The sequence below is a fragment of the Bradyrhizobium ottawaense genome, from assembly GCF_002278135.3.
Lineage (GTDB): Bacteria > Pseudomonadota > Alphaproteobacteria > Rhizobiales > Xanthobacteraceae > Bradyrhizobium > Bradyrhizobium ottawaense.
This window is the reverse complement of the sequence record NZ_CP029425.2, coordinates 986089-1005405: the sequence shown is the minus strand read 5'-3', so window position 1 is coordinate 1005405 and position 19317 is coordinate 986089. Positions and strand designations below refer to the sequence as shown.

Genomic DNA, 19317 nt, shown 5'->3' with positions numbered 1-19317 from the left:
CTCGACGCGGCAATGGAGGCCGCCAACATTACCGGTGAGAACGGCACGCTCAACCGCCAGGCGAAGTCGGCCGCGCGCTCGGCCTTCGAATCGGCCAAGCAGCGATTCTTCGGTCATCTGCTCACCAGCATGAAGACGCCGACCCTGGTCCGCTCCATCGAGCGGGACTTGGCCGAGGGCCATGCCGCGGTGATCCAGATCGTATCGACCGGCGAGGCGCTGATGGAGCGTCGGCTCGCCGAGATTCCACCTGAGGAATGGAACGACGTGCGCGTGGACATCACGCCCCGCGAATACGTGCTGGATTACCTCGCCCATTCCTTCCCGGTGCAGGCCTATGAGCCCTTCACCGACACCGAGGGCAATCTCTCGTCGCGGCCCGTCTTCCGCGACGGCCAGCCGGTCGAGAGCCGCGAGGCCGTCGCCCGCCGCAATGAGCTGATCGAGCGGCTCGCGTCGCTTCCGCCTGTTCCCGGCGCGCTCGACCAGATCGTGCAGCGCTTCGGCACGGACCTCGTGGCGGAAGTGACCGGCCGTTCGCGGCGCGTGGTGCGCAGATGTGACCGCCTTACCGTCGAGAACCGTGCAGCTTCCGCCAATCTCGCAGAGACCGCCGCCTTCATGGATGACCTGAAGCGCGTGCGTGTCTTCTCGGAGGCTGGCGGCACAGGCCGCAGCTACCATGCCGAACTCTCGGCGCGGAATCGCCGGCTTCGGGTCCATTATTTGCTCGAGCCGGGCTGGAAGGCCGATGCCGCGATCCAGGGTCTCGGCCGAACGAACCGCACCAACCAGGCGCAGCCGCCTCTATTCCGCCCCATTGCGACCGACGTGAAGGCGGAAAAGCGCTTCCTCTCGACCATCGCGCGCCGGCTCGACACGCTGGGTGCCATCACGCGCGGCCAGCGCCAGACCGGCGGCCAAGGCCTGTTTCGGCCTGAGGACAATCTCGAGAGCCACTACGCCCGCGATGCGCTGCGCCAGCTCTACCTGCTGCTCGTGCGCGGCAAGGTCGAAGGCTGCTCGCTCGAGATGTTCGAGGACGCCACGGGCCTGAAGCTCGTCGACGAAAACGGCATCAAGGACGAGCTACCGCCGATCACGACGTTCCTGAACCGGCTGCTCGCGCTCACGATAGGCCTGCAAGCTTTGCTGTTCACGGCCTTCGAGCAATTGCTGAACGCCAAGGTCGAAGGCGCCATTGCTAGCGGCGTCTACGACATTGGCCTGGAGACGCTACAGGCCGACAGCTTCGTCGTCACCGGTCGGCATCCGATCTACACGCACCCTGCGACCGGCGCGGAAACCCGGCTGCTCACGATCACCGAACGCCGGCGCAACCGTCCCATGACGCTGGATCAAGCGCTCGATTATCTCGCCGATGCTCGGGCGGTGCTGCTGGTCAACGAGCGCTCGGGTCGCGCCGCGGTGCAGATTCCGGCGCCGAGCTTCATGCTCGATGACGGCGAGATCGAAAGTCGGGTGCGGCTGATTCGTCCGATGGAGCACCATCATGCTTCGATGAAGATGATGGACGAGAGCCACTGGCAGCCTACGGATCGCGAGACATTCGCCGCGGCATGGAACGGCGAAGTCGTCGACGTTCCCGAGTTCGCTGAGAGCACGCTCCACATCGTCGCAGGTCTGCTGCTGCCGATCTGGAAGCGGTTGCCGAACGAGTCGACGCGCGTCTATCGGCTCCAGACCGATGCTGGCGAGCGCATCATCGGTCGCAGGGTCTCGCCAGCTTGGGCCGCGAGCGCTTGCATGACCGCGACCTGCAGCTTGACCCCGAACGAAGCCTTCTCGGCGCTGATGGAGGGGCGCACCGTCCTTGAGCTCGCCGAGGATCTGCAGCTCCGTCGTGTCCGCGTGATGGGCGCCCATCGCTTCGAACTGTCCGGCTTTACAGATGTGATGCGTGACCGGTTGCGCGCATACGGCCTCTTCAGCGAAATCATCTCGTGGAAGCTGCGCATGTTCGTGCCATCAGATGCGACCGGCGCCGCCGTGTTGGCAAAGGTGCTCGACCACTATCCGATCGTGCGCATCGGCGAGCGGGAGGCCGCCTGATGGCCCGCGACAACGCCTCCGAACTGGCCCGCCGTCTTGCGCGTGACGCCGAGGCCGTGTGCCGCCATTACCTGTCCAACGGGCGGCGCCAGGGCCGATATTGGACGGTGGGCGACGTCCGCAATACGCCCGGCCGGTCGATGTTCGTCCGGCTCAGCGGACCGGAATCCGGACCCGGCGCCGCTGGGCATTGGCGAGATGCTGCCTCGGCCGAGCATGGCGATCTCCTCGACGTGATCCGCGAGAGCTGCTGTTTCACGAACTTTCGCGACGTCGCCAATGAGGCACGACGCTTTCTGAGCCTGCCGCGTCCAGAACCGGAGCCTGCGCCAAATCGCCTCCGGTCGAGAACGTCGCCCGCGCCCCTCGGATCGCCAGAGGCGGCGCGGCGGCTCTTCGGCGTGTCTCAGTCGATCGCAGGCACACTCGTAGAAGCGTATCTCCGCAATCGCGGCATTACGGCTTTGCACGAAACCGGAAGTCTGCGCTTTCACCCACGTTGCTACTACAGGCCCGACGACCACAGCGCGACCGAGACCTGGCCGGCGATGATCGCCGCCGTCACCGATCTCCGCGGCCACCTGACCGGCGCGCATCGCACCTGGCTTGACCCCGGAGGCTTCAGCGAGACGACGCTCGGCAAGGCGCTGATCGACACGCCGAAACGGGCGATGGGCGACCTGCTTGGTCACGCCGTTCGATTTGGCCTAGCGGGTGAGGTCATGGCGGCCGGCGAGGGCATCGAGACGATGCTGTCGCTCCGCAGCGTGCTGCCGACCATGCCGATGGTCGCGGCCCTATCGGCGGCGCATCTCTCAGCCATCCTTCTCCCGGACACGCTCCGCCGGCTCTACATCGCCCGCGATGACGATCCTGCCGGTGACGGCGCCATGGCGACCTTGATCGATCGGGCGCAGGAGGCCGGGATCGAGGCGATCGTGATCTCGCCACGGCTTGGCGACTTCAACGAGGATCTTCGTCTGCTCGGATTTGACGCCCTTCGGGCCGCGAGCCGCGTGCAGATCGCGGCGCAGGACGTCGCGCGCTTTATCGAGCTGGCGGCATAGCCGGAACGGGGATGAGGTGCGACGCAGCCGCTTCGTTATCGCGAGGCCGGTGGTCCTGCTTCCCCTCGGCGCCGGAGAGGACCGCCCCACGGCCTTCCGAGAGGGCGATCGGGCGGCAAGCGGCCCGGACCGGCAACCTCGTGGACCGACTATTTTCCGTCGGCGGCAGAGCCGCCTTTACATCGCGAGGCAAAATAGTCGGCCCCCTTCGTTCCTCCGCTAACGCTCCGGCCCTCCGCTGCGCTGCGGGTGCAAGTCCGTTCCGCCCGCCGCTTTCGTCGCCATGAAGATCCTATGAGTGGCGACGGCGGTCCGTTTCGATACGATCGGCATTGCCAATCGTCGAAAAGGGAGCGATCAGATGAAATTAAATGGAGATGCTAACAAGACGACGAACAAAGTACTGAACGCAATCTTCGTCTCTGTCGAATTGAGCCGGAAGACTTGGCTCGTCACATCGCTGGTGCCGGGAACGGGGGAGAAGCTGTCACGTCACACAGTGATGGGTGGTGACATTGCGGGGCTTTTGGAACGTCTCGCCCGACTGAAGCAGAAGGCATTGGACAGAACCGACCAATCCTATCCCATCATCGTCATTCAAGAAGCTGGACTCGACGGCTTTTGGGTCCATCGGGTTCTGCAGGCCCAAGGGCACGAGAGCCATATTGTTGACGCCGCCTCGATCGCAGTTTCGCGGCGTCGTCGCCGGATCAAGACAGACCGGCTGGATGGAGAGACCCTCATCCGAGCCTTGCTGGCCTTTGAGCGAGGCGAGCCGCGTGTTTGCTCGATGCTGCGTGTGCCCTCGCCCGACGACGAGGACCGTCGCCGCATAACACGCGAACGCATGGTGCTGATGCAGGAGCGAATCCAGCATAGCAACCGAATCAAGGGCCTTCTCTTCTCGCAGGGCGTCACCGATTACGATCCACTCCGGCGTGGTCGGCGCGAGCGGTTCGAGGCTGTGCGAACCGGTGATGGACGAGATCTCCCGCAGCATATGAAGCGCCAGTTCGACCGGGATCAAGGAATCGGAAAGTCCGGAAACACGCGCCTGCGCTCCACACTGCTGGAGATGGCTTGGCTTTGGTTGCGTCATCAGCCCGGCTCGGCGCTCAGCCGATGGTTCAACGAGCGTGTCGCCCAGAATGGCGGCCGCTTCAAGAAAGTCATGATCACGGCATTGGCGCGCAAGCTCATCGTGGCTCTGTGGAAATACGTTAGCGCCGGAGTTGTGATCGAAGGCGCCATCGTTCGGCCATGACAACATCGCTTCCCAGTTCGGTCCGGGCCTAATCAGCTCGCCCGGAACCAGGGTGGACGACCGGATCGCGGCTTGGCTCGCACGCCGTCACGAAGAATGGTCTCGTCCTCTTGAGCCTTTGCCGCCGTAGGCGGGATTTTGGTGCGGCCGCATGCGCGGCGACCGGATGTGAGGTTGATACGTGCATTGGCGCGGATCAGCAGATCGGCTCAGACCTTGGGTTCGAGAGCGGGAAGCAGGCCGGTAAGGGGCAGCGCCGACGATATCGAGGTGCGCCCAATGCCAGCGTCGTTCTCGGCAGACTTGCCGACGAAGCCACCGTGCGGCCTCTCTCTTGGCTGGTCTGGCGCTGTCCGGCCTATGCCAGCAACGGCTTCGCCGACCTTCTTCCCCGGCGTGTGCCACGCCTTCCTCGCGAGACAAGAAGCTCGGCTATCGCCGTCCTCCGCTGTGCTGCGGCCCTCCGGGTGCAAGCCGGCCGTCCATCGCCTCTCGACCGCCATCGAGACCGCATCGGGTGGCTTCGAGGAACAGTCAGGAGAAACGAAAATGGCTCAGATCGGTACGTTCAATCACGGCGAAGATGGCTCCTACACCGGCACCAAGCGTCCGATTTGTACTCCACAATAATCTCGAGTTCACCACCGCTCATTCTTGCCTTGACCAAACAACTCTCATGTGAGGCCGCGATGGGCGCGGTCGATCCGACCAGGGAAAGCCGCAATGACCACCGACCACGACGACGATCTCGAGCCGCACCAAAGCTCATCCCCAACCGACCAAGTGCTCCAGGAACTCCAGCTCTTTGGCTACCGTCCCTTCCACGATGAGCCCGATCCCCGGCGGCTCCCTGAAGCGCGAGTCCTCGCCGGCAGCATCGTCGACATCTTCGATGCCCTCGTGGTGGAGCTGTCCGATACCCGTCTTGAGCCCGACCTCGAGGACCTGCTCTGGTCGACGGTGAACGTCTTCCACCGCGCCAGCGACAGGATCGAACGAGAGCTCGACGGCAATGAACTGGCCCAGCAGCGCTCCCAGCGCGAACAGGACGGCAGCGAGGTGAAATCCGTCGAATTGGAGCGCCTGACGGCGGAAGGTCAAACACTGATCGAGCGACGCAACGCCTTCGAGCTGATGCGCGACCAGGCCGCCGACGAGTTCGAACGCCACACCCATTCCGTCTGGCGGCCGCGCAACGGGTCGAGGGTCAACCACCGCAATCTGACCTCCGCGATGATCGACAGCCGCGACTTCCTGGTCGCGAAGAAGCGCGCCGACAATCAGGTGCTCATGCCGCCCGGACCGAAAGTCGCGCTGACCGGTGGTCTCGACTTCAACGATCACCGGTTGATCTGGGCCAAGCTGGACCAGGTGCACGCCAAGCATGCGGACATGGTGTTGCTGCACGGCGGATCCCCCAAGGGCGCCGAGTTGATCGCCGCCAAGTGGGCCGGCAATCGCAAGGTTCCGCAGATCGCCTTCAAGCCCGACTGGACGAAGCATGCCAAGGCCGCGCCGTTCAAGCGCAACGATGCGATGCTGGAGACGCTACCCATCGGCGTGATTCACTTCCCCGGTACCGGTATCCAGGACAATCTGGCCGACAAGGCGAAGAAGCTCGGCATCCCGGTCTGGAGGTTTGGCGGCGCGTAAGCGCTGCCGCAAACACTAACGGCTAGAAGCCTGCGGCTCGCTCAATGCGGCTGATTGTGCGATTTGAGCTGCGGCCCCGACGCGTCGGCCGCAGCCTTGCACCGGGTTTGCTCGGATCTTCGTTCAGATCACAATTTCGAGCAAGGCCCCCACTCTCGTCCCCGCGCGCGGCCTTGATCACCTCTCCGACGTCGAGGGCGGTGTTGGTAATTGTCCATCCTTGCAGAGCGGAGGTCTGCCGTACCTCCTCATCGCTCGCGGCGAGGATTTCCTCGCTCAGCGCTCCGAGCAGGCGGGCCAGATCGAGACTGGGGTGCTAGCGTGTCACTTACTCCAGTTTTGTTGATGGCGCAGCAGGGTGCGCCGCATCCGCCGTCGCGTCGTGTCGTAGTCGAGCTCGGACATATCATGGACCTTGCAGATTTCTCTGGCCGTCAGGCCATCGGCCATGCCCGCAATGATCTTCAGCGCCCGGGGATCGGCTTCGAACAGCCGATAGACGTTGGCCAACTTCTGGGCGGCGGCCAGGATCCGCTCCGGATCGGGCTCCTCATCGGCCTCGTCACCGGGCCAGCTTCTCTGGTCCGGATCATCTCGGCTCACAAGCAGCCTTTGCTCGAGCCGCGCACGCCGCCAATGGTCGTTGCAGATACTGCGCATGACACCCGACAGAAACGCAAGAATGGGTACGTCTGGCGGCCAGGGGCGCGAGCCGTCGAGAACGCGTGCGATCGCCTCGTGGAGGATGTCGTTCCAGCCAACTCCTCCCGGCAGCATGCGTGTTTTTGTTGAGGCTCGCACAATCGTGACGACCTCGAGGCTGCAGTCGTAGGCGGGAAGTCAGCTACCGTAAGAATCGCAATTCCTGAATAATATCAGGGCAAGCCTCACAAATCCGAGGCTCTCTTTTTGCCGCGGTAATTGCCTATGGTGTTCGGAGACGGTGACCCCGATTGCGCTGCGGATCTGGCGCATCGATTTGTGGACGGCATCGAGGAAGGCTCGACTGGCGTTCTCCATCAACGATCTGCGACCTGAACCGCGTGCGGCAGGGCCTTTGCCGCAGCTTCGCCATATCCCCCGCCGCGATCGCGATCGTGGGATGAGGGCGAGCCGGGCTTGGATCCGGCAGCAGGGTGACGATCCGGTGCCTTTCCAGGTTACAGATGATGCTGGCGTATCAGGTCGCGAGATCTTGAGTGGCGATCATCCACTGCTCGGCGTGATATCCCCGCTGCTGTTGATCCACAAGATCGACGACGAAGTCCGCGGACTGGCAAAACTGGACGAGACCGCACGCCGCCTGATGACGGTTCCTGGTGTCGGCGTGGTGACGGCCTTAAAGATCCGACATACGATTGATGACCCATCCCACCTTCGATCGGCATCAGCCGTCGGCGCTTATCTGGACCTTACACCGCGGCGCAGTCAGCCCGGCGCAACCATTGGCAAGATCTCTCGATGGGGTGGCCGGCTTCCCCGAACCTACTTGTTTGAAGCCGCGGCCGTCCTGCTTTATCGAACGAAGAAATGGTCCTCCCTCAACGCCTGGGGCATGAAGCTCGCAAAGCGGATCGGCATGAGGAAGGCAAAGGTCGCCATTGCGCGGAAGATCGCCATAGTTCTTCACTGCATCTGGGTCAATGGCACATCGTTCGACTGGGGTCAGGCGAAGGAAGCCTGACCCGGTTTGTCAGCTCCTGGTACGGTCCGCCGAACTAGCGATGTCCCGCTGGGACGGTGCTTGTGACGACCTCGTTCATTCATTCGGCTGGTGGCGGCTCGACCGTACTCCGCTGCAGACGTTGAGGCGTCCGCCCCGGACCTCATCATGAGGTGCTGCGCGACCTCGGAAAGGACCATGATCTCAGCGATGGCATCCGCAGGTCCAGGGCGCGTGCAATGCTTGGCCGACGATCATGTATCAGCTGCGCTCGCACCATCTCCACAACCCCGGCCAACGGCGCGAGCGCTACCGTCGTGCCGCAGGCGAATCCAGAAGGATTGCTTGACATTGAACTGCAAATTAAAGGGCCGAATGATAGTATTGCGCTAGGAAGCCGTCGATAGCACTGGGGGCCGGCGCGCCTGCCAGCCTTACTTACCTGGCATAGAGAACTCGTCCCGACCGGTGAGCCGCTTCTCGTAAAAGATCACCGCATATCCGTCCAGTATCCCTTCTCTGCGGCGAACATAGCCAGTGCTCTCATAGAGTCTTTGAGCCCCTACCTGGATCGTTGTCGTGTCGAGCACGATCTGCTTGAATTCCAGCGCAACGGCTCGCGATTCCAACTCACGAAGAATCCGTCTTCCAAGCCCCCGTCGTTGAAAGGAGGGATGGACCCGCATGCGCTTCAATTCTACGACGTCATTGTCAAGCGGTTTCAAGCCACCCATGGCAGCGAAATCGGAACCGATATGCGCAACCATGAAGTCGCCGCCTGACTTGATGTAGACCTCCCCGATATTCCGTAGATCATCGCCCCATGTCCCTTCCGGACTACATACACCAACATCCTGCGACGCGGTTGTATGCAGATGCCAGACATTATCGGTGTCCGCTGGCGCGAACCGACGAAAGATCACTTCGTCCTTAGACATCTATGATACTTTATCCTTTGGCATCGGACGCCGGTGCTCCGACACGATCCCGGGTTCTTCCGAGCAGATACTAATCCTCGGCCTACGGAGGCAGTGTCAATAGCCGCTGGCAAAGCACGACCTCAATACTCTCCGACGCCTCAACTCCGACAAGTGGTCGACCTGGCTCAACCGTGTGCTTCAGGGCCGCACGACGATGCATCCGGGTAAATCGGTCCAGCGCGCAAACACAGGCCTCGTGTAGTCTCTCGATTTCACGGCCGCCGCGCTCGACCACGGGCGAAATGGTTGCAGACCTTGGAAAGTCCGCTTTCCCTTCGAGCCAGGCTGGCTTGAGCCATGCATCCATGTTGTCTGGCGACAGCCAACAGAACACCTTGCCAATGCTCGTCTGCGGATAGTATTCGGACAGCCGATATAGATCCCAATAAAATTGAGGTTTTTGACGAAATAGCTCTTCGCCGACCAGCAAAACCGAGACCGCGACAACGCGAGCCGAGAAACGGCCGCTTGGACCAAGCGTATTCCTATAAGGATTTTTTCCGTAGAACGCGCGAAACTGGCTGAACAGTTCTGGCGACATATGGTCCTCGAAACGCGTCAAAACATCTTGTGCGGACTCAAGCCGCGCCACGCATTGCGTAAGACATCGAGAAGCATCCGCGCCACCTAAGTCTCGCAAGTCGAGCAGCGCATCCATTGCTGACTGCAATTCGCTCTCGATCAGTTGATGGCCGGCGCAAAAATCACGCTCCTCGACGCCAACTGCGCCAAGGCAATACAGGCGGGGGTCGCTCTGTACCGGATTCGTAAGGATCATGTCTTCGTAGGAGAGGACACCAACGCTAGGCTGACGCTGGCACGTCAAGCTCGCCAGGCGGCTTAATTCCGCTCCCACGGTCAATTCGGCGTCAGAAGGATCGAGGCCGGCAAAGGCCGACATCTGATAAGTGCAATTGACGAGATACTGGATGTCTGTTTTGGCTATTTCGAAATCGCACTGCGGCAGCCTCAACAGCAGCCCGCTGTAGTCTGCCTCACCAATCATTGCGTTGACGCTACGCCCGAACGCCTTTATCGCTCCATTTGGTCGTTCACTACGTTGGATCTCCGCAACACAATGCGGCAGTTGTTCGACGGTAAAGTTGCTCACTGGTCCAAGCGGACGCTTTCGTTCACTTCGATCAATGCTATCAGTTAGATGAGAAAAAATGTCCTCCGAACGGTTGGGCGACCGTTCAGGGGCGACTGGCGAACCACTATCGACCGCAGTCGGGCGCACCACCGATGTCATTGAAAGACCTCTTTCATCTGAACACTTGAGCCGTATCTCGCCGCCGGCGAGTAATCATGTTTTTCGATAAGATCCGTTCGTTTGTCTGCTATCCGACCGTCATTGTATGCGACCTGCTCAAGCACATTATTCGAGAAGAACAGCAGTGACACTGCACCCGAATTGATAGTGCCGGCATCAGTTAACGAAAGGACGCCATCCTTCGAAATGCAGATGAGTCCTGCCTCCTTCAAGGCCCTTAGCTCGCGAGCAAAGTATACTTCAAGGGATACGCCAAATTCCCGTTCGAAGCGGGAGAGCAACACGCCGCTGCTTCGCAGGGCGAACATTAACGTCCTGCGCATGAGATCATCCTGCGATAGGACGACGCCTTTCCACACCGGTTTCTCGCCCGCTTCGACCCTGGACAAGTAGCGATCCAAATCCACTTCGTTGTAGAACTGACACTCGCTCATGAAACCAAATCCGCTGACCCCAAACGGGACCAGATTATTATCGTTCCAGGAATCGTATTTTCGGGCTTGTTGAAAGGAGTGCGGTTGCGACATCTTAGTCCAATAGAAAATCGGTCCATGGCGGTAGCCGAGACTCGTGAGCATATGCTCGGCCATAAAATGCATCATGACGCGCTCCTTCGCCCCGGCGAATTGATATCGTCCGCGCGCCAAGTGACGAGCTATGGGGTCGGTCGATTTGAACATCAATGGAAATATATTGAACTTTTCAACTTCCATATCGAGGAGGCCGATCAGAGAGCCGTACCAGCTCCGGAGCGTCTGCTGCGGCAATCCGTACATCAGGTCGAGCGACAGGTTCTCGACACCCATCCCCTTCAGCAACTTTACGGTTTGCATCACCTCGTCCACACCATGCCCGCGGTTGAGTATCCGCAAAATATCTCGATCTAGAGTCTGAACACCCAGCACGAAGCGGTTTACGCCGCCTTTAAGGAGAGTAGATATGCGATCGGCAGCGTCTGCCTGCTTGGCAAGAGACGGATGTAACTCGAAACTCACCTCCGAATTGGACAAGTCAAAGCGCTTCCCAATCATACCGAACAATGCTTTGAGCTGATTGTTCGTCAAGAATGAGGGAGTGCCGCCTCCAATGAAGGCTGTCTCAATTGCGCTGCCGGCCAGCGCCGCGTCTGACCAACTCATCTCCTTATCCAGGGCCGCCAAGTAGCGTTCGACTCGTCGGGGAGGAGGATTGATCTCCTTGCCGAAGTGGCAAAAGGTGCAGTTCTGATGACAGAAGGGGATGTGGAAATAGAGGTCAATCGACGGCGCAATGCGATCCAACAATATGTCTGGATTGATCTCCCCCATGGCCTTAAGGGGGGGATATGTGCCGACCAGGTAATCGTTAAACGTGTCGAGGTGCAAATTGCGCGACCTTAACATGTCAATGTTGATGTCGTACGAGCGGTCGATCGCGAATTCCAGGGCCTCGGAATAGGTCGGCGTACTCATCTTTCGTGCTCCTTAGGATTTTGCGTTAAGGCAAAGGTGCGATGGCAGTTCTGTTCGTTCGGCGACGACGTAAGGATGTCGCTGTCGGTGCGAACATTGTGCGCGCGGCGGCGCCGACGGGCGCGAGCATTCGTCGAGAGAATGATGCGCTCCCCACAGACGTGTTGGAAGCGGAGGTGGTCTCGGCGAATTCGCTCCGAGCCACGAAGCTTTCGCGCGACCTCCCTTCGCTCCTTTCTCCGCAGCCGCCACTTTCGCAGGGCGCCAAACCTCGTTTGCCTCTTGGGCGATGCCGAGATTGCCCCTGCAGGATCCTCCGCATGCCGCATGACAGCTCCAGCCAGCCACACTGGTTCGGGCCTGCTCGGGACTAATTGAGCCGAATGGTAGGTCGATCCGATCGTCTTGAGCGTCAGCCAATTTGGATGACGGCAACGACTCCGGCGTTGCGCCCGGCAAAGTTCGGGCCGCCCCCAACTCCACGTTGTCGCGGCAATTGCACTTATTCTGATCAGTCGAGCAAGTCTCATCTAAATCCCTGGGCCGACGACGGAGAGACCGCCACGGTCGGGCGGATCGGTCACCGTGTTCCAGCAAGCGACGTGCCATCAAAGATGGGCAACGCTTGCTTGAAAACAGGCGCAAACACGCGCTCCGGACCGCGAGGAGGTGAGGCTTGCGCTTCGGTGTCCAGTCTCGAACAAAAGAGCTTGAACCAGACACACCTGTGCAGCGCCTATCGTGACTGACGGCGACTAGTCTCTCTCAATCCGACGGTCGCCATCTTCAAGGAAGGCAGCGACGACGACGAAGAGGAATTCAGGCACGTAACTTGCGCGGTTGCGGCCACCGATCCGTTGGCAGCCGGGAAGTTGACCATGAAAGACTGCGGCGCCAAGGCTGCAACCCTAAACTGCCCGATCGAAGAGGAACAGTTGCAAAGGCTCGGCTTGGGCCCGATGAGCTGATAGCTATACAGGATGACGAGATCGCTCCAATCATCCCCTGACCCGGACGCCACTAAGCGCTGCACGGCGGCATCGCGGTGGGCCTCGTGGAATCGCCCAGATAGCGATACCTTCACCCGCCTCGCAGACGATTTTCTCGGTCGTCGGGGCCATTGCCGTCAGCATCACGGCCTTCGTCCGACTCACCGGAATGGCCGCAGGCGGACCAGCCAAACACCGCTTGACGCGCGGCTGATATCGGTAGGACGGTGGGGCCGCTCCAGGCATCCAGACTGGCACCAAGCCTTCATCATCGAGCCTGCGCTAACCGCGGCTTTAGCGCCGATGGTGCGAGCTCGGAAACAGAGATCATGGAGGACACCGTGGCGACCATCAGCATCTTCCGGAAGACCGGCAACAACGAGTTGACCGGTCCGATCCGCACGCTCGCCTTCAACGTCAAGGCACGGCCCGTCTCGCATCGAGAACCCTCGGACAAGGGGGCCGGCCTGCGCTCCTGCCTTTAGCCGTTCAGCACATCCTTGAGGGCCTTGGCCGGGGCGAACGTCAGCTTCTTCGCCGCCGCGATCTTGATCGTCGCGCCAGTCGAGGGATTGCGGCCTTCGCGTTCCGGGGTGTGCTTCACCTTGAACTTGCCAAAGCCCGGCACATTGGTTTCAGCGTCGCTCGCTGCTGCATCGGCGATAGACTTGAAGACACCGTCCACGATGGCCTTGGCTTGCGCCTTTGGCAGATTGTACGCCTTGGCGATCTCGTCGGCGATTTCAGTGGCGGTGGTCATGGTGTGACGTTCCTCGGGGATGTCGGTTGCAATTGGCTGCGCGCAGCCTCGGCGCTCTAAGCATAGAGGAGCGCGCATCGCAGCCACGTCAAGACGCGGCCTGGCCGCTTGCGCGAATTATCCCATGGATTCGGCTTACGTGAGCAGCTTTCGCGAACGGGTCTGGCGCGCAAGCCGGCGATTGGCTGCATTCTTCTGGGTGATGGCCGGAGCGAACTCGTCATAATTAGTCGTCCGTTAAGAAGCCGGATTGATCGAGGCTGGCCGGGCGAGCGTGCGCCATAGCTGGGCCAGGAACAGGCACAAGAGATATCTCAGCCAGGCGAGGATGCGGCGGAAGTTGTGTCCGACGGCTGAGAGGACGACGTTGGCGGCATCGCCGGCGCGGCCTTTGAGGTAGCAGCGCCCGAGGTGGCCTTCCGCCTTCAGGTGTCCGATGATGGGCTCGATGGCGGAGCGGCGGCGCAGCTCGCGCTTGATGACACCGAAAACGCCGCGCTTCTGGCCGGAGATGAAGACGCGACGGGGATTTTGTGCGTCGTGGCCGCGGTATCCCTTGTCGACATAGGCCCGCTCGATCGGACAGCCGGTGAGTGTCTCGGTGCGGTCAATGACGTCCCGCAAGGTGTGACCGTCGTAGGGGTTGTCGGGCAGTGCGCTGGCGTGCAGCACGAACAGGCCACCGGGAGCCCGGCGGTTGTTGGTGACGATGGAGGCCTTCACGCCGAACTCGTAAGGCGCGCTGGCCTTGCCCTTGCCGATGCACTCCACTTCCGGGGCATGGAAGGAATAGAGCTTCCAGCCGCGCTGGCGCTGCTGCTGCGAGCGGATCTGCGTGGCCCGGCCGAGCGGGAGGGCGAACGCCTGCTCCAGTGCTGGCTGGCCTTCGATCTTGCGGCGGATGTCGCGGATGATCCGGCCCAGCCGGCTACGCAGGATACGCAACTGCCGCTGATGCCGCCTGAACTGTTTGGCATGGGCGTAGCGGCCGGCCATCATCGCGGCGGCCTTGGCGATGCGAGCATAGGATTGCCGCAGCCTGACGCCGTGCCTGATCGCCAGGCGGTTGAGCCCCTTGATGGCCGCATGCAGCAGCTTGGCATCGGTCGGAAAGGTGATGGCCTTCGGCTGCACCGTGGTGTCGACCGTAACCCGCTTGAGGTCCTGGCTGCGTAATGCACCGGCCTCGTGCGCTACCCGCAAGCTCTCGGCCAGCAGCAACTCCAGCTTGTCGCCAAGCCGCTTGCGCCAATGGCTCAGGTCCGAGCGCTCGTGCGGGAACGTGTGCTGAAAGAACTCTTCCCCGGTGAAGAACTGGAAGTATGGGTCATGGACCCAGCGCTCGCACACCTCCTCATCGGACAGCCCGTAAATGTGCTTGAGCAACAGCAGACCGATCATGAAGCGCGTCTCGATCCCGGGCCTGCCGTTCTCGCTGTAGAGCGGCGCGATCTCGCCGTCGATCCAGTCCCAATCGACCTTGCCGGCGAGCAGAACCAGCTCGTGCTTCATATTGATGATCTGGTCGAGCCGAGCCCGGAACAGATCGTTCGATCCCGTCGTCTTGTGCTTCTTCGGCCGCATCGTTCCCTCCGATGCAGACAAGGAATCATGCTTCCCGCTTCGAGGGAATCCACGAAAACCAAATCGCAAGGTTCTGACGCCCAAAGCATCAAAACCTTGCAATCTGGAAATGCCCCTTAGCCCAAATCGAGATTCCCGATCAGTGGCTTAGTCCTTCTTCACGGACGACTAATTAGCGCGGCTCTTTTGTAGCGCGCGTTTGGCATCGGCGAGTTCGATTTCAACGGCCAATCCAAAATGTCTTGCAGTGGCAGACTTTCGAACTCCCTGAAATCGGGATAGGGGGAAGCCTCGCGGCTCCGCCCCTCCCACACCACCGGACATACGGGTCCGTATCCGGCGGTTCAGCGGATTATGCGGGTCGCCGTGCCGCGACGGAAGCCAAGCCGAGTGAGGCAAAGAAGCCGTTTGGCAGAGCAATGGTGAGCGCGGGGCTGTTCGCGAGCCGCCAAGGGCCACGTGGGCTGCCGGCGGTTTGCGCCGCCAGATCCCGGCCGACGCCGCGGCGTCGCAACTCGGCAAAGCGAGCGGGTCCATACTTCCATTGCTTCCAGGCAACGGCGCGCAACCGTCGCCTGATCCACTGGTCAAGCACGCGCAACACCGACGGGGTTTGACAGAAGCCGAAGTAGCCGTGCCACCCAATCAGGTAGGTCGACAGTTCTTTGGCGATCTGCACGAGGCATCGACCACGCGTGCGTCGCGTGAGCTCCCGAACCTTCGCCTTGAAGCGGGCGAGTGCCTGCGGCGCGATGCGCCGCCGCGGTTCTTGCCCGCCGGTGAAGCTGAAGCCCAGGAACTTGCGAACACTCGGTTTGGCAACCGCGCTCTTCGCTTTGTTGATCTTGAGCTTGAGGCGCTTTTCGAGGAACCTCTCGACGCCAGCCAGCACCCGTTCGCCCGCCCGCTGACTGCGCACGTAGATGTTGCAGTCGTCGGCGTAACGCACGAAGCGGTGGCCGCGCTTCTCCAGTTCCTTGTCCAGCACATCCAGCATCAGGTTCGACAACAGCGGCGAGAGGGCTCCCTGAACGCAAAAGATAACTTCCGCTTTGAACGCGTCATCGTCGGCTGGCGTGATAGAGCCGTTGTTGATTTGAGACGCAAAAGGTAATACCGTTATGTCATATGATTCGATCGACGCAAGCGCAGAAAGCCGAGCGGCTGAGGGCGGCGCGACGCTTGCTCGCGAAGAAAATCGGCATGGCGGAGGCGGCCTTGGTGCTGTCGCGCGAAAGCGGCTTGTCGCTGCGGCAGGCCTATCGCTATCTCGAAGTGGCCAAAAGCAGGGAGCGGCTCCTTCCCGCGCCGCAGCCATCAGTGACGCTCTCCCTGAAGATGCCGGCCGATCTTGCCCAAAAACTCCAGACGCATGCGACGGCTTCCAGGCTTTCGGCAAGCGAGGTGATGCGCCGAGCGGTGGCCGCTTATCTCGCGTCTGTCCGCGAAGATGGCTGAGCGGCGAAAAAAACGCGACGTTCGACTCGAATTTGCGTTCGATCGCCTCGTCGCCGTCAAACTTGAACAGGTTTACGAAATTCTCGTTCCAGATCAGGTGCGCTTCGCGCGCGCTGGCGCCGATGTGACGGGAGGCGAAGATGAAGACCGCCGCGATTTACGCCAGAGTGTCGTCGGACAAACAGAAGGAGGAGAACACGATCGCCAGTCAGACGAGCGCGCTGATCGCTTTCGCGCGCGAGCAGAACTGCGACGTGCCGGCGGAATGGGTGATCGAAGACGACGGCTATAGCGGCGCGAGCTTGTTGCGCCCCGGACTTGAACGACTGCGCGACCTCGCCGCAGAAGGGCGGATCCAAGCCGTGCTCGTCTACGCTCCCGATCGGCTGAGCCGGCGCTATGCGCATCAAATCCTTCTTATCGAAGAGTTCGCGCGCGCCGGCGTCGAAGTCTTGTTCATTCGCTCGAGACGGGCAGCGACGCCGGAAGACGAGCTGCTGCTGCAGTTTCAGGGCATGATCGCCGAATATGAACGCGCGCAAATCCTGGAACGGTCGCGGCGAGGGAAGCGCCATCGCGCCCTTCAAGGCCAAGTGAGCGTGCTTTCCGGCGCTCCGTTTGGCTATCGCTACAAGCGCAAGACCGATCACTCTGCCGCCTATTATGAGATCGACGAGCGACAGGCCGGTATCGTGCGCTGGGTCTACGAGCTTTACACCGCAAAAAGCCACAGCATCGGCGCCATCACGCGCCTGCTCAATGAGCGCCAGATTCCGACAGCCAAAGAAACAGGCCGCTGGGAGCGCTCGACGGTCTGGGCGATGCTGCGCAATCCCGCGTATAAAGGAACGGCCTGCTTTGGCAAGACGCGGATCGCGCCGCGCATGCGTGTGACGCGGCCGTTGCGATTGCGCGGCGGCGTCGCTCCTCGCAATAGCGCAAATCATGAGCTTCCTCGCACAGAGTGGATCGAAATCCCTGTGCCGACCATCATCAGCGAAGAGACCTTCGCATTGGCGAACGAGCTTTTGGAAGCCAACAAGAAGCATGCCCCGCGACGCACGATCACGCCGAGCGCCCTGCAAGGATTGTTGAGCTGCGCCAAATGCGGCTATGGGCTCTATCGCACCTCGACCAGGTCGAGCGCTCGAACCATCCATTACTACCGCTGCTTGGGCTCGGATGGCTGGCGCCGGCTCGGCGGGCCGGTCTGCGACAGTCGCCCGACGCGCCAGGATTTGCTGGACGAGGTGGTATGGAAAGAGATCGCGCGTTTACTTGAAGACCGACAGCTCATCGAAGACGAACTTGAGCGCCGGCTCAAGGCGGCGCGCAACTCCGATCCCACACAGCGCCGGGAGGAAACGCTTCGCCGCGATCTTGCGCGTTCCCGGAAAAGCATCGAGCGTCTCCTCACGGCCTATCAAGAGAGCCTTCTCTCACTTGAAGAGCTGCGCAGTCGCATGCCCGATTTGCGTAGCCGCGAACAGGCTTGCTTGTCGGCGCTGCAGGCGATCGAAGACCAATCGCAGGAGCAGGAGGTTTGTCTGCGTCTCGCTGAATCCGTGACTAGCTTCCTCGAGCGCCTCCGCTCGTCCGTCGGCGCGCTCGATATAATCGAACGCCAACGCGTGCTGCGCCTTCTCGTGAAGGAAGTCCTCGTTGGCGACGACAAGATCGTCATCCGCCACTCCATCCCCCTCCCACCCACCCCTCCCGGTGGAAAGGCGCCCGGCGCCGCCAATAGCTCCGTGACCGCTCCCCCACCGCAAAGTTATCTTTTGCGTTCAGGGAACCATCGGACCGCCCTGCGGCGTGCCCTCTTCCGTCGGACTGACCAGCCCTCCTTCCAACACACCCGCATTCAGGAAGGCGCGGATGAGCTTCAGGATGCGCTTGTCAGCAACCCGCTTGGCAACCAGTCCCATCAGGATGTCGTGGTTGACCCGGTCAAAGAACTTCTCCAGGTCGATGTCCACCACGATGCTGTGGCCGGCCGCAATGTACGCCTGCGCCCGTTCCACCGCCCGATGTGCCGAGCGCCCCGGCCGAAAGCCGAAGCTCGTCTCGGCGAACGTCCTATCCCAATCCGCCTGCAGCACCTGCATCACCGCCTGCTGGATCAAGCGGTCGAGCACCGTCGGAATGCCGAGCGGCCGCAGGCCGCCCGACGCCTTCGGTATCTCCACCCGCCGCACCGGCTGTGGCTTGTAGGTGCCGTCAAGCAACTGGGCTCGGATCGCAGGCCAGTGCTCCTTCAGGTGGGCTAACAGCTCGCCGACGGTCATCCCGTCGACGCCCGCCGCGCCCTTGTTGCGCTTTACTTGCGCCAACGCTGCCTTCAGATTCTCACTCTCGACAACGTCTTCCATCGACGGTCCTGCGACCGCCGGGCGTTCGAGACAGACTTCCGCCGCACGCGCTTCAGGCTCTCGGGCGCCGGCGCTTCGGGCTTCACCCTCCGCTCCGGGGCTCAAGTTCAGCTCGACCTGATTCTTCTGCCGCATGGCTCGCACGAGATCGCCGCTCTACTGACCACTTCCACCGTTCAGGCCTTCAGCGGCGCGCTGCCGCCTACTACGCCCTCGGCTGACTTCTGCGCTGCGGTCAGGCCGTCTTGCGACGGTCTCAGTCTCGTTGCCGAGACACAGCGCAGACCTCCCGAGGTAAGACCGACCGCCTTCACCGCACGCCCGCCGAATTTACCACCCCGACCTTTGATGACCTTGGACTTCGCGATCAATTGCTCGCTCGTCCGGCCGGGTAGGCCTCGTTATCCGGTGTTTGTCCATCGGGCCGCGGCTTTGCTCCACGCTTTCTTCAGACCCCACCTCACGATGACGCCCTTGCGCTTCGCTAATCCTTCGCCGCCATCAGGCTGGATAGAGGACTTCCACCTCCAAGCTGTCGCTCATACTCGGCACACAACGAAAAACCCCGGCATGAAAGCCGGGGCCCCGTGATGCCACGGCGTACATCCGGCCGTGACGATCAGGCGACAGATTGCATTTGGTTCTTAAAGAAAATGTGACCTTTTGCGGCCGTCGCTCTTGAATGTCGCGCCAATCAATCGCGATCACACACTGTTCCATCCGCGCGTTC

General features: G+C 61.4%; 14 protein-coding genes and 3 pseudogenes. 8 read left to right on the top strand and 9 right to left on the bottom strand.

Annotated features, from left to right (window positions below):
- The first annotated feature begins 12 nt into the window (after window positions 1-12).
- The 4 genes from CIT37_RS40155 (at window position 13) to CIT37_RS04710 (ending at window position 6057) form a co-directional block, all read left to right on the top strand.
- Window positions 13-2073 carry a strawberry notch C-terminal domain-containing protein gene (locus CIT37_RS40155; RefSeq protein WP_354267522.1) on the top strand — a complete coding sequence of 687 codons (2061 nt, stop codon included), beginning with the start codon at window positions 13-15 and terminating at the stop codon, window positions 2071-2073.
- On the top strand, window positions 2073-3140 hold the full coding sequence (locus CIT37_RS04720) for a DUF7146 domain-containing protein (protein WP_011091007.1): 1068 nt from the start codon (window positions 2073-2075) through the stop codon (window positions 3138-3140). The genes CIT37_RS40155 and CIT37_RS04720 overlap by 1 nt, the downstream gene beginning before the upstream one ends.
- 361 nt (window positions 3141-3501) lie before the next feature.
- Complete coding sequence (locus CIT37_RS04715) at window positions 3502-4404, top strand: IS110 family transposase (RefSeq protein ID WP_018646331.1); 903 nt, start codon at window positions 3502-3504, stop codon at window positions 4402-4404.
- Between the two features lie 723 nt (window positions 4405-5127).
- Window positions 5128-6057, top strand: a complete 930-nt coding sequence (locus tag CIT37_RS04710; RefSeq protein ID WP_011091010.1) for a DUF2493 domain-containing protein — start codon at window positions 5128-5130, stop codon at window positions 6055-6057.
- A gap of 324 nt (window positions 6058-6381) precedes the next feature.
- On the opposite strand, the gene CIT37_RS04705 is transcribed toward CIT37_RS04710, so the two are convergent.
- Both CIT37_RS04705 and CIT37_RS04700 read right to left on the bottom strand, forming a co-directional pair.
- Window positions 6382-6834 (bottom strand): RNA polymerase sigma factor, encoded by a 453-nt coding sequence (locus tag CIT37_RS04705; RefSeq protein ID WP_018646330.1) that lies wholly within the window; start codon window positions 6832-6834, stop codon window positions 6382-6384.
- 174 nt (window positions 6835-7008) lie between these two features.
- A pseudogene (locus CIT37_RS04700) lies at window positions 7009-7237 on the bottom strand (ISL3 family transposase); the annotation flags it as partial.
- Between the two features lie 9 nt (window positions 7238-7246).
- Here CIT37_RS04700 and CIT37_RS40150 point away from each other — a divergent pair.
- Window positions 7247-7741 (top strand): annotated as a pseudogene (locus CIT37_RS40150) (transposase); the annotation flags it as partial.
- Between the two features lie 413 nt (window positions 7742-8154).
- Here the strand turns inward: CIT37_RS40150 and CIT37_RS04690 are convergent.
- The 3 genes from CIT37_RS04690 to CIT37_RS04680 form a co-directional block, all read right to left on the bottom strand.
- Window positions 8155-8658, bottom strand: a complete 504-nt coding sequence (locus tag CIT37_RS04690; RefSeq protein ID WP_011091014.1) for a GNAT family N-acetyltransferase — start codon at window positions 8656-8658, stop codon at window positions 8155-8157.
- A gap of 82 nt (window positions 8659-8740) precedes the next feature.
- Window positions 8741-9952, bottom strand: coding sequence for a hypothetical protein (locus CIT37_RS04685; protein WP_095424573.1), 1212 nt, complete (start codon window positions 9950-9952; stop codon window positions 8741-8743).
- Window positions 9949-11424 carry a coproporphyrinogen-III oxidase family protein gene (locus CIT37_RS04680; protein WP_016842696.1) on the bottom strand — a complete coding sequence of 492 codons (1476 nt, stop codon included), beginning with the start codon at window positions 11422-11424 and terminating at the stop codon, window positions 9949-9951. The genes CIT37_RS04685 and CIT37_RS04680 overlap by 4 nt, the downstream gene beginning before the upstream one ends.
- A gap of 1318 nt (window positions 11425-12742) precedes the next feature.
- Between CIT37_RS04680 and CIT37_RS04675 the strand changes: the two genes are divergently transcribed.
- Complete coding sequence (locus CIT37_RS04675; RefSeq protein ID WP_018646329.1) at window positions 12743-12898, top strand: hypothetical protein; 156 nt, start codon at window positions 12743-12745, stop codon at window positions 12896-12898.
- Here CIT37_RS04675 and CIT37_RS04670 read toward each other — a convergent pair.
- From CIT37_RS04670 to CIT37_RS04660, 3 genes are all read right to left on the bottom strand, one after another.
- A complete protein-coding gene (locus CIT37_RS04670) occupies window positions 12895-13173 on the bottom strand; it encodes an HU family DNA-binding protein (RefSeq protein ID WP_011091019.1) in 279 nt (92 codons plus the stop codon). The two genes, CIT37_RS04675 and CIT37_RS04670, sit on opposite strands and share 4 nt — an antisense overlap.
- Before the next feature lie 237 nt (window positions 13174-13410).
- Window positions 13411-14757 carry an IS5-like element ISBj5_B family transposase gene (locus tag CIT37_RS04665; protein ID WP_011084757.1) on the bottom strand — a complete coding sequence of 449 codons (1347 nt, stop codon included), beginning with the start codon at window positions 14755-14757 and terminating at the stop codon, window positions 13411-13413.
- Between the two features lie 352 nt (window positions 14758-15109).
- The gene (locus CIT37_RS04660) at window positions 15110-15766 is read right to left on the bottom strand and encodes a group II intron maturase-specific domain-containing protein (protein ID WP_233465599.1); all 657 of its coding nucleotides are present in this window, start codon (window positions 15764-15766) and stop codon (window positions 15110-15112) included.
- 194 nt (window positions 15767-15960) lie between these two features.
- Between CIT37_RS04660 and CIT37_RS04655 the strand changes: the two genes are divergently transcribed.
- Window positions 15961-16215, top strand: coding sequence for a ribbon-helix-helix protein, CopG family (locus tag CIT37_RS04655; RefSeq protein WP_223153759.1), 255 nt, complete (start codon window positions 15961-15963; stop codon window positions 16213-16215).
- A gap of 140 nt (window positions 16216-16355) precedes the next feature.
- A pseudogene (locus tag CIT37_RS04650) lies at window positions 16356-17423 on the top strand (recombinase family protein); the annotation flags it as partial.
- Window positions 17424-18002: 579 nt separating this feature from the next.
- Here CIT37_RS04650 and CIT37_RS04645 read toward each other — a convergent pair.
- On the bottom strand, window positions 18003-18503 hold the full coding sequence (locus CIT37_RS04645; RefSeq protein WP_244611394.1) for a reverse transcriptase domain-containing protein: 501 nt from the start codon (window positions 18501-18503) through the stop codon (window positions 18003-18005).
- Window positions 18504-19317: the final 814 nt, after the last annotated feature.

Coding starts and splice junctions, on each gene's coding strand:
- CIT37_RS40155 (WP_354267522.1), top strand. CDS start 13: ATGGAGGCCGCCAACATTACCGGTGAGAACGGCACGCTCAACCGCCAG.
- CIT37_RS04720 (WP_011091007.1), top strand. CDS start 2,073: ATGGCCCGCGACAACGCCTCCGAACTGGCCCGCCGTCTTGCGCGTGAC.
- CIT37_RS04715 (WP_018646331.1), top strand. CDS start 3,502: ATGAAATTAAATGGAGATGCTAACAAGACGACGAACAAAGTACTGAAC.
- CIT37_RS04710 (WP_011091010.1), top strand. CDS start 5,128: ATGACCACCGACCACGACGACGATCTCGAGCCGCACCAAAGCTCATCC.
- CIT37_RS04705 (WP_018646330.1), bottom strand. CDS start 6,834: ATGCTGCCGGGAGGAGTTGGCTGGAACGACATCCTCCACGAGGCGATC.
- CIT37_RS04690 (WP_011091014.1), bottom strand. CDS start 8,658: ATGTCTAAGGACGAAGTGATCTTTCGTCGGTTCGCGCCAGCGGACACC.
- CIT37_RS04685 (WP_095424573.1), bottom strand. CDS start 9,952: ATGACATCGGTGGTGCGCCCGACTGCGGTCGATAGTGGTTCGCCAGTC.
- CIT37_RS04680 (WP_016842696.1), bottom strand. CDS start 11,424: ATGAGTACGCCGACCTATTCCGAGGCCCTGGAATTCGCGATCGACCGC.
- CIT37_RS04675 (WP_018646329.1), top strand. CDS start 12,743: ATGGAGGACACCGTGGCGACCATCAGCATCTTCCGGAAGACCGGCAAC.
- CIT37_RS04670 (WP_011091019.1), bottom strand. CDS start 13,173: ATGACCACCGCCACTGAAATCGCCGACGAGATCGCCAAGGCGTACAAT.
- CIT37_RS04665 (WP_011084757.1), bottom strand. CDS start 14,757: ATGCGGCCGAAGAAGCACAAGACGACGGGATCGAACGATCTGTTCCGG.
- CIT37_RS04655 (WP_223153759.1), top strand. CDS start 15,961: ATGGCGGAGGCGGCCTTGGTGCTGTCGCGCGAAAGCGGCTTGTCGCTG.
- CIT37_RS04645 (WP_244611394.1), bottom strand. CDS start 18,503: ATGACCGTCGGCGAGCTGTTAGCCCACCTGAAGGAGCACTGGCCTGCG.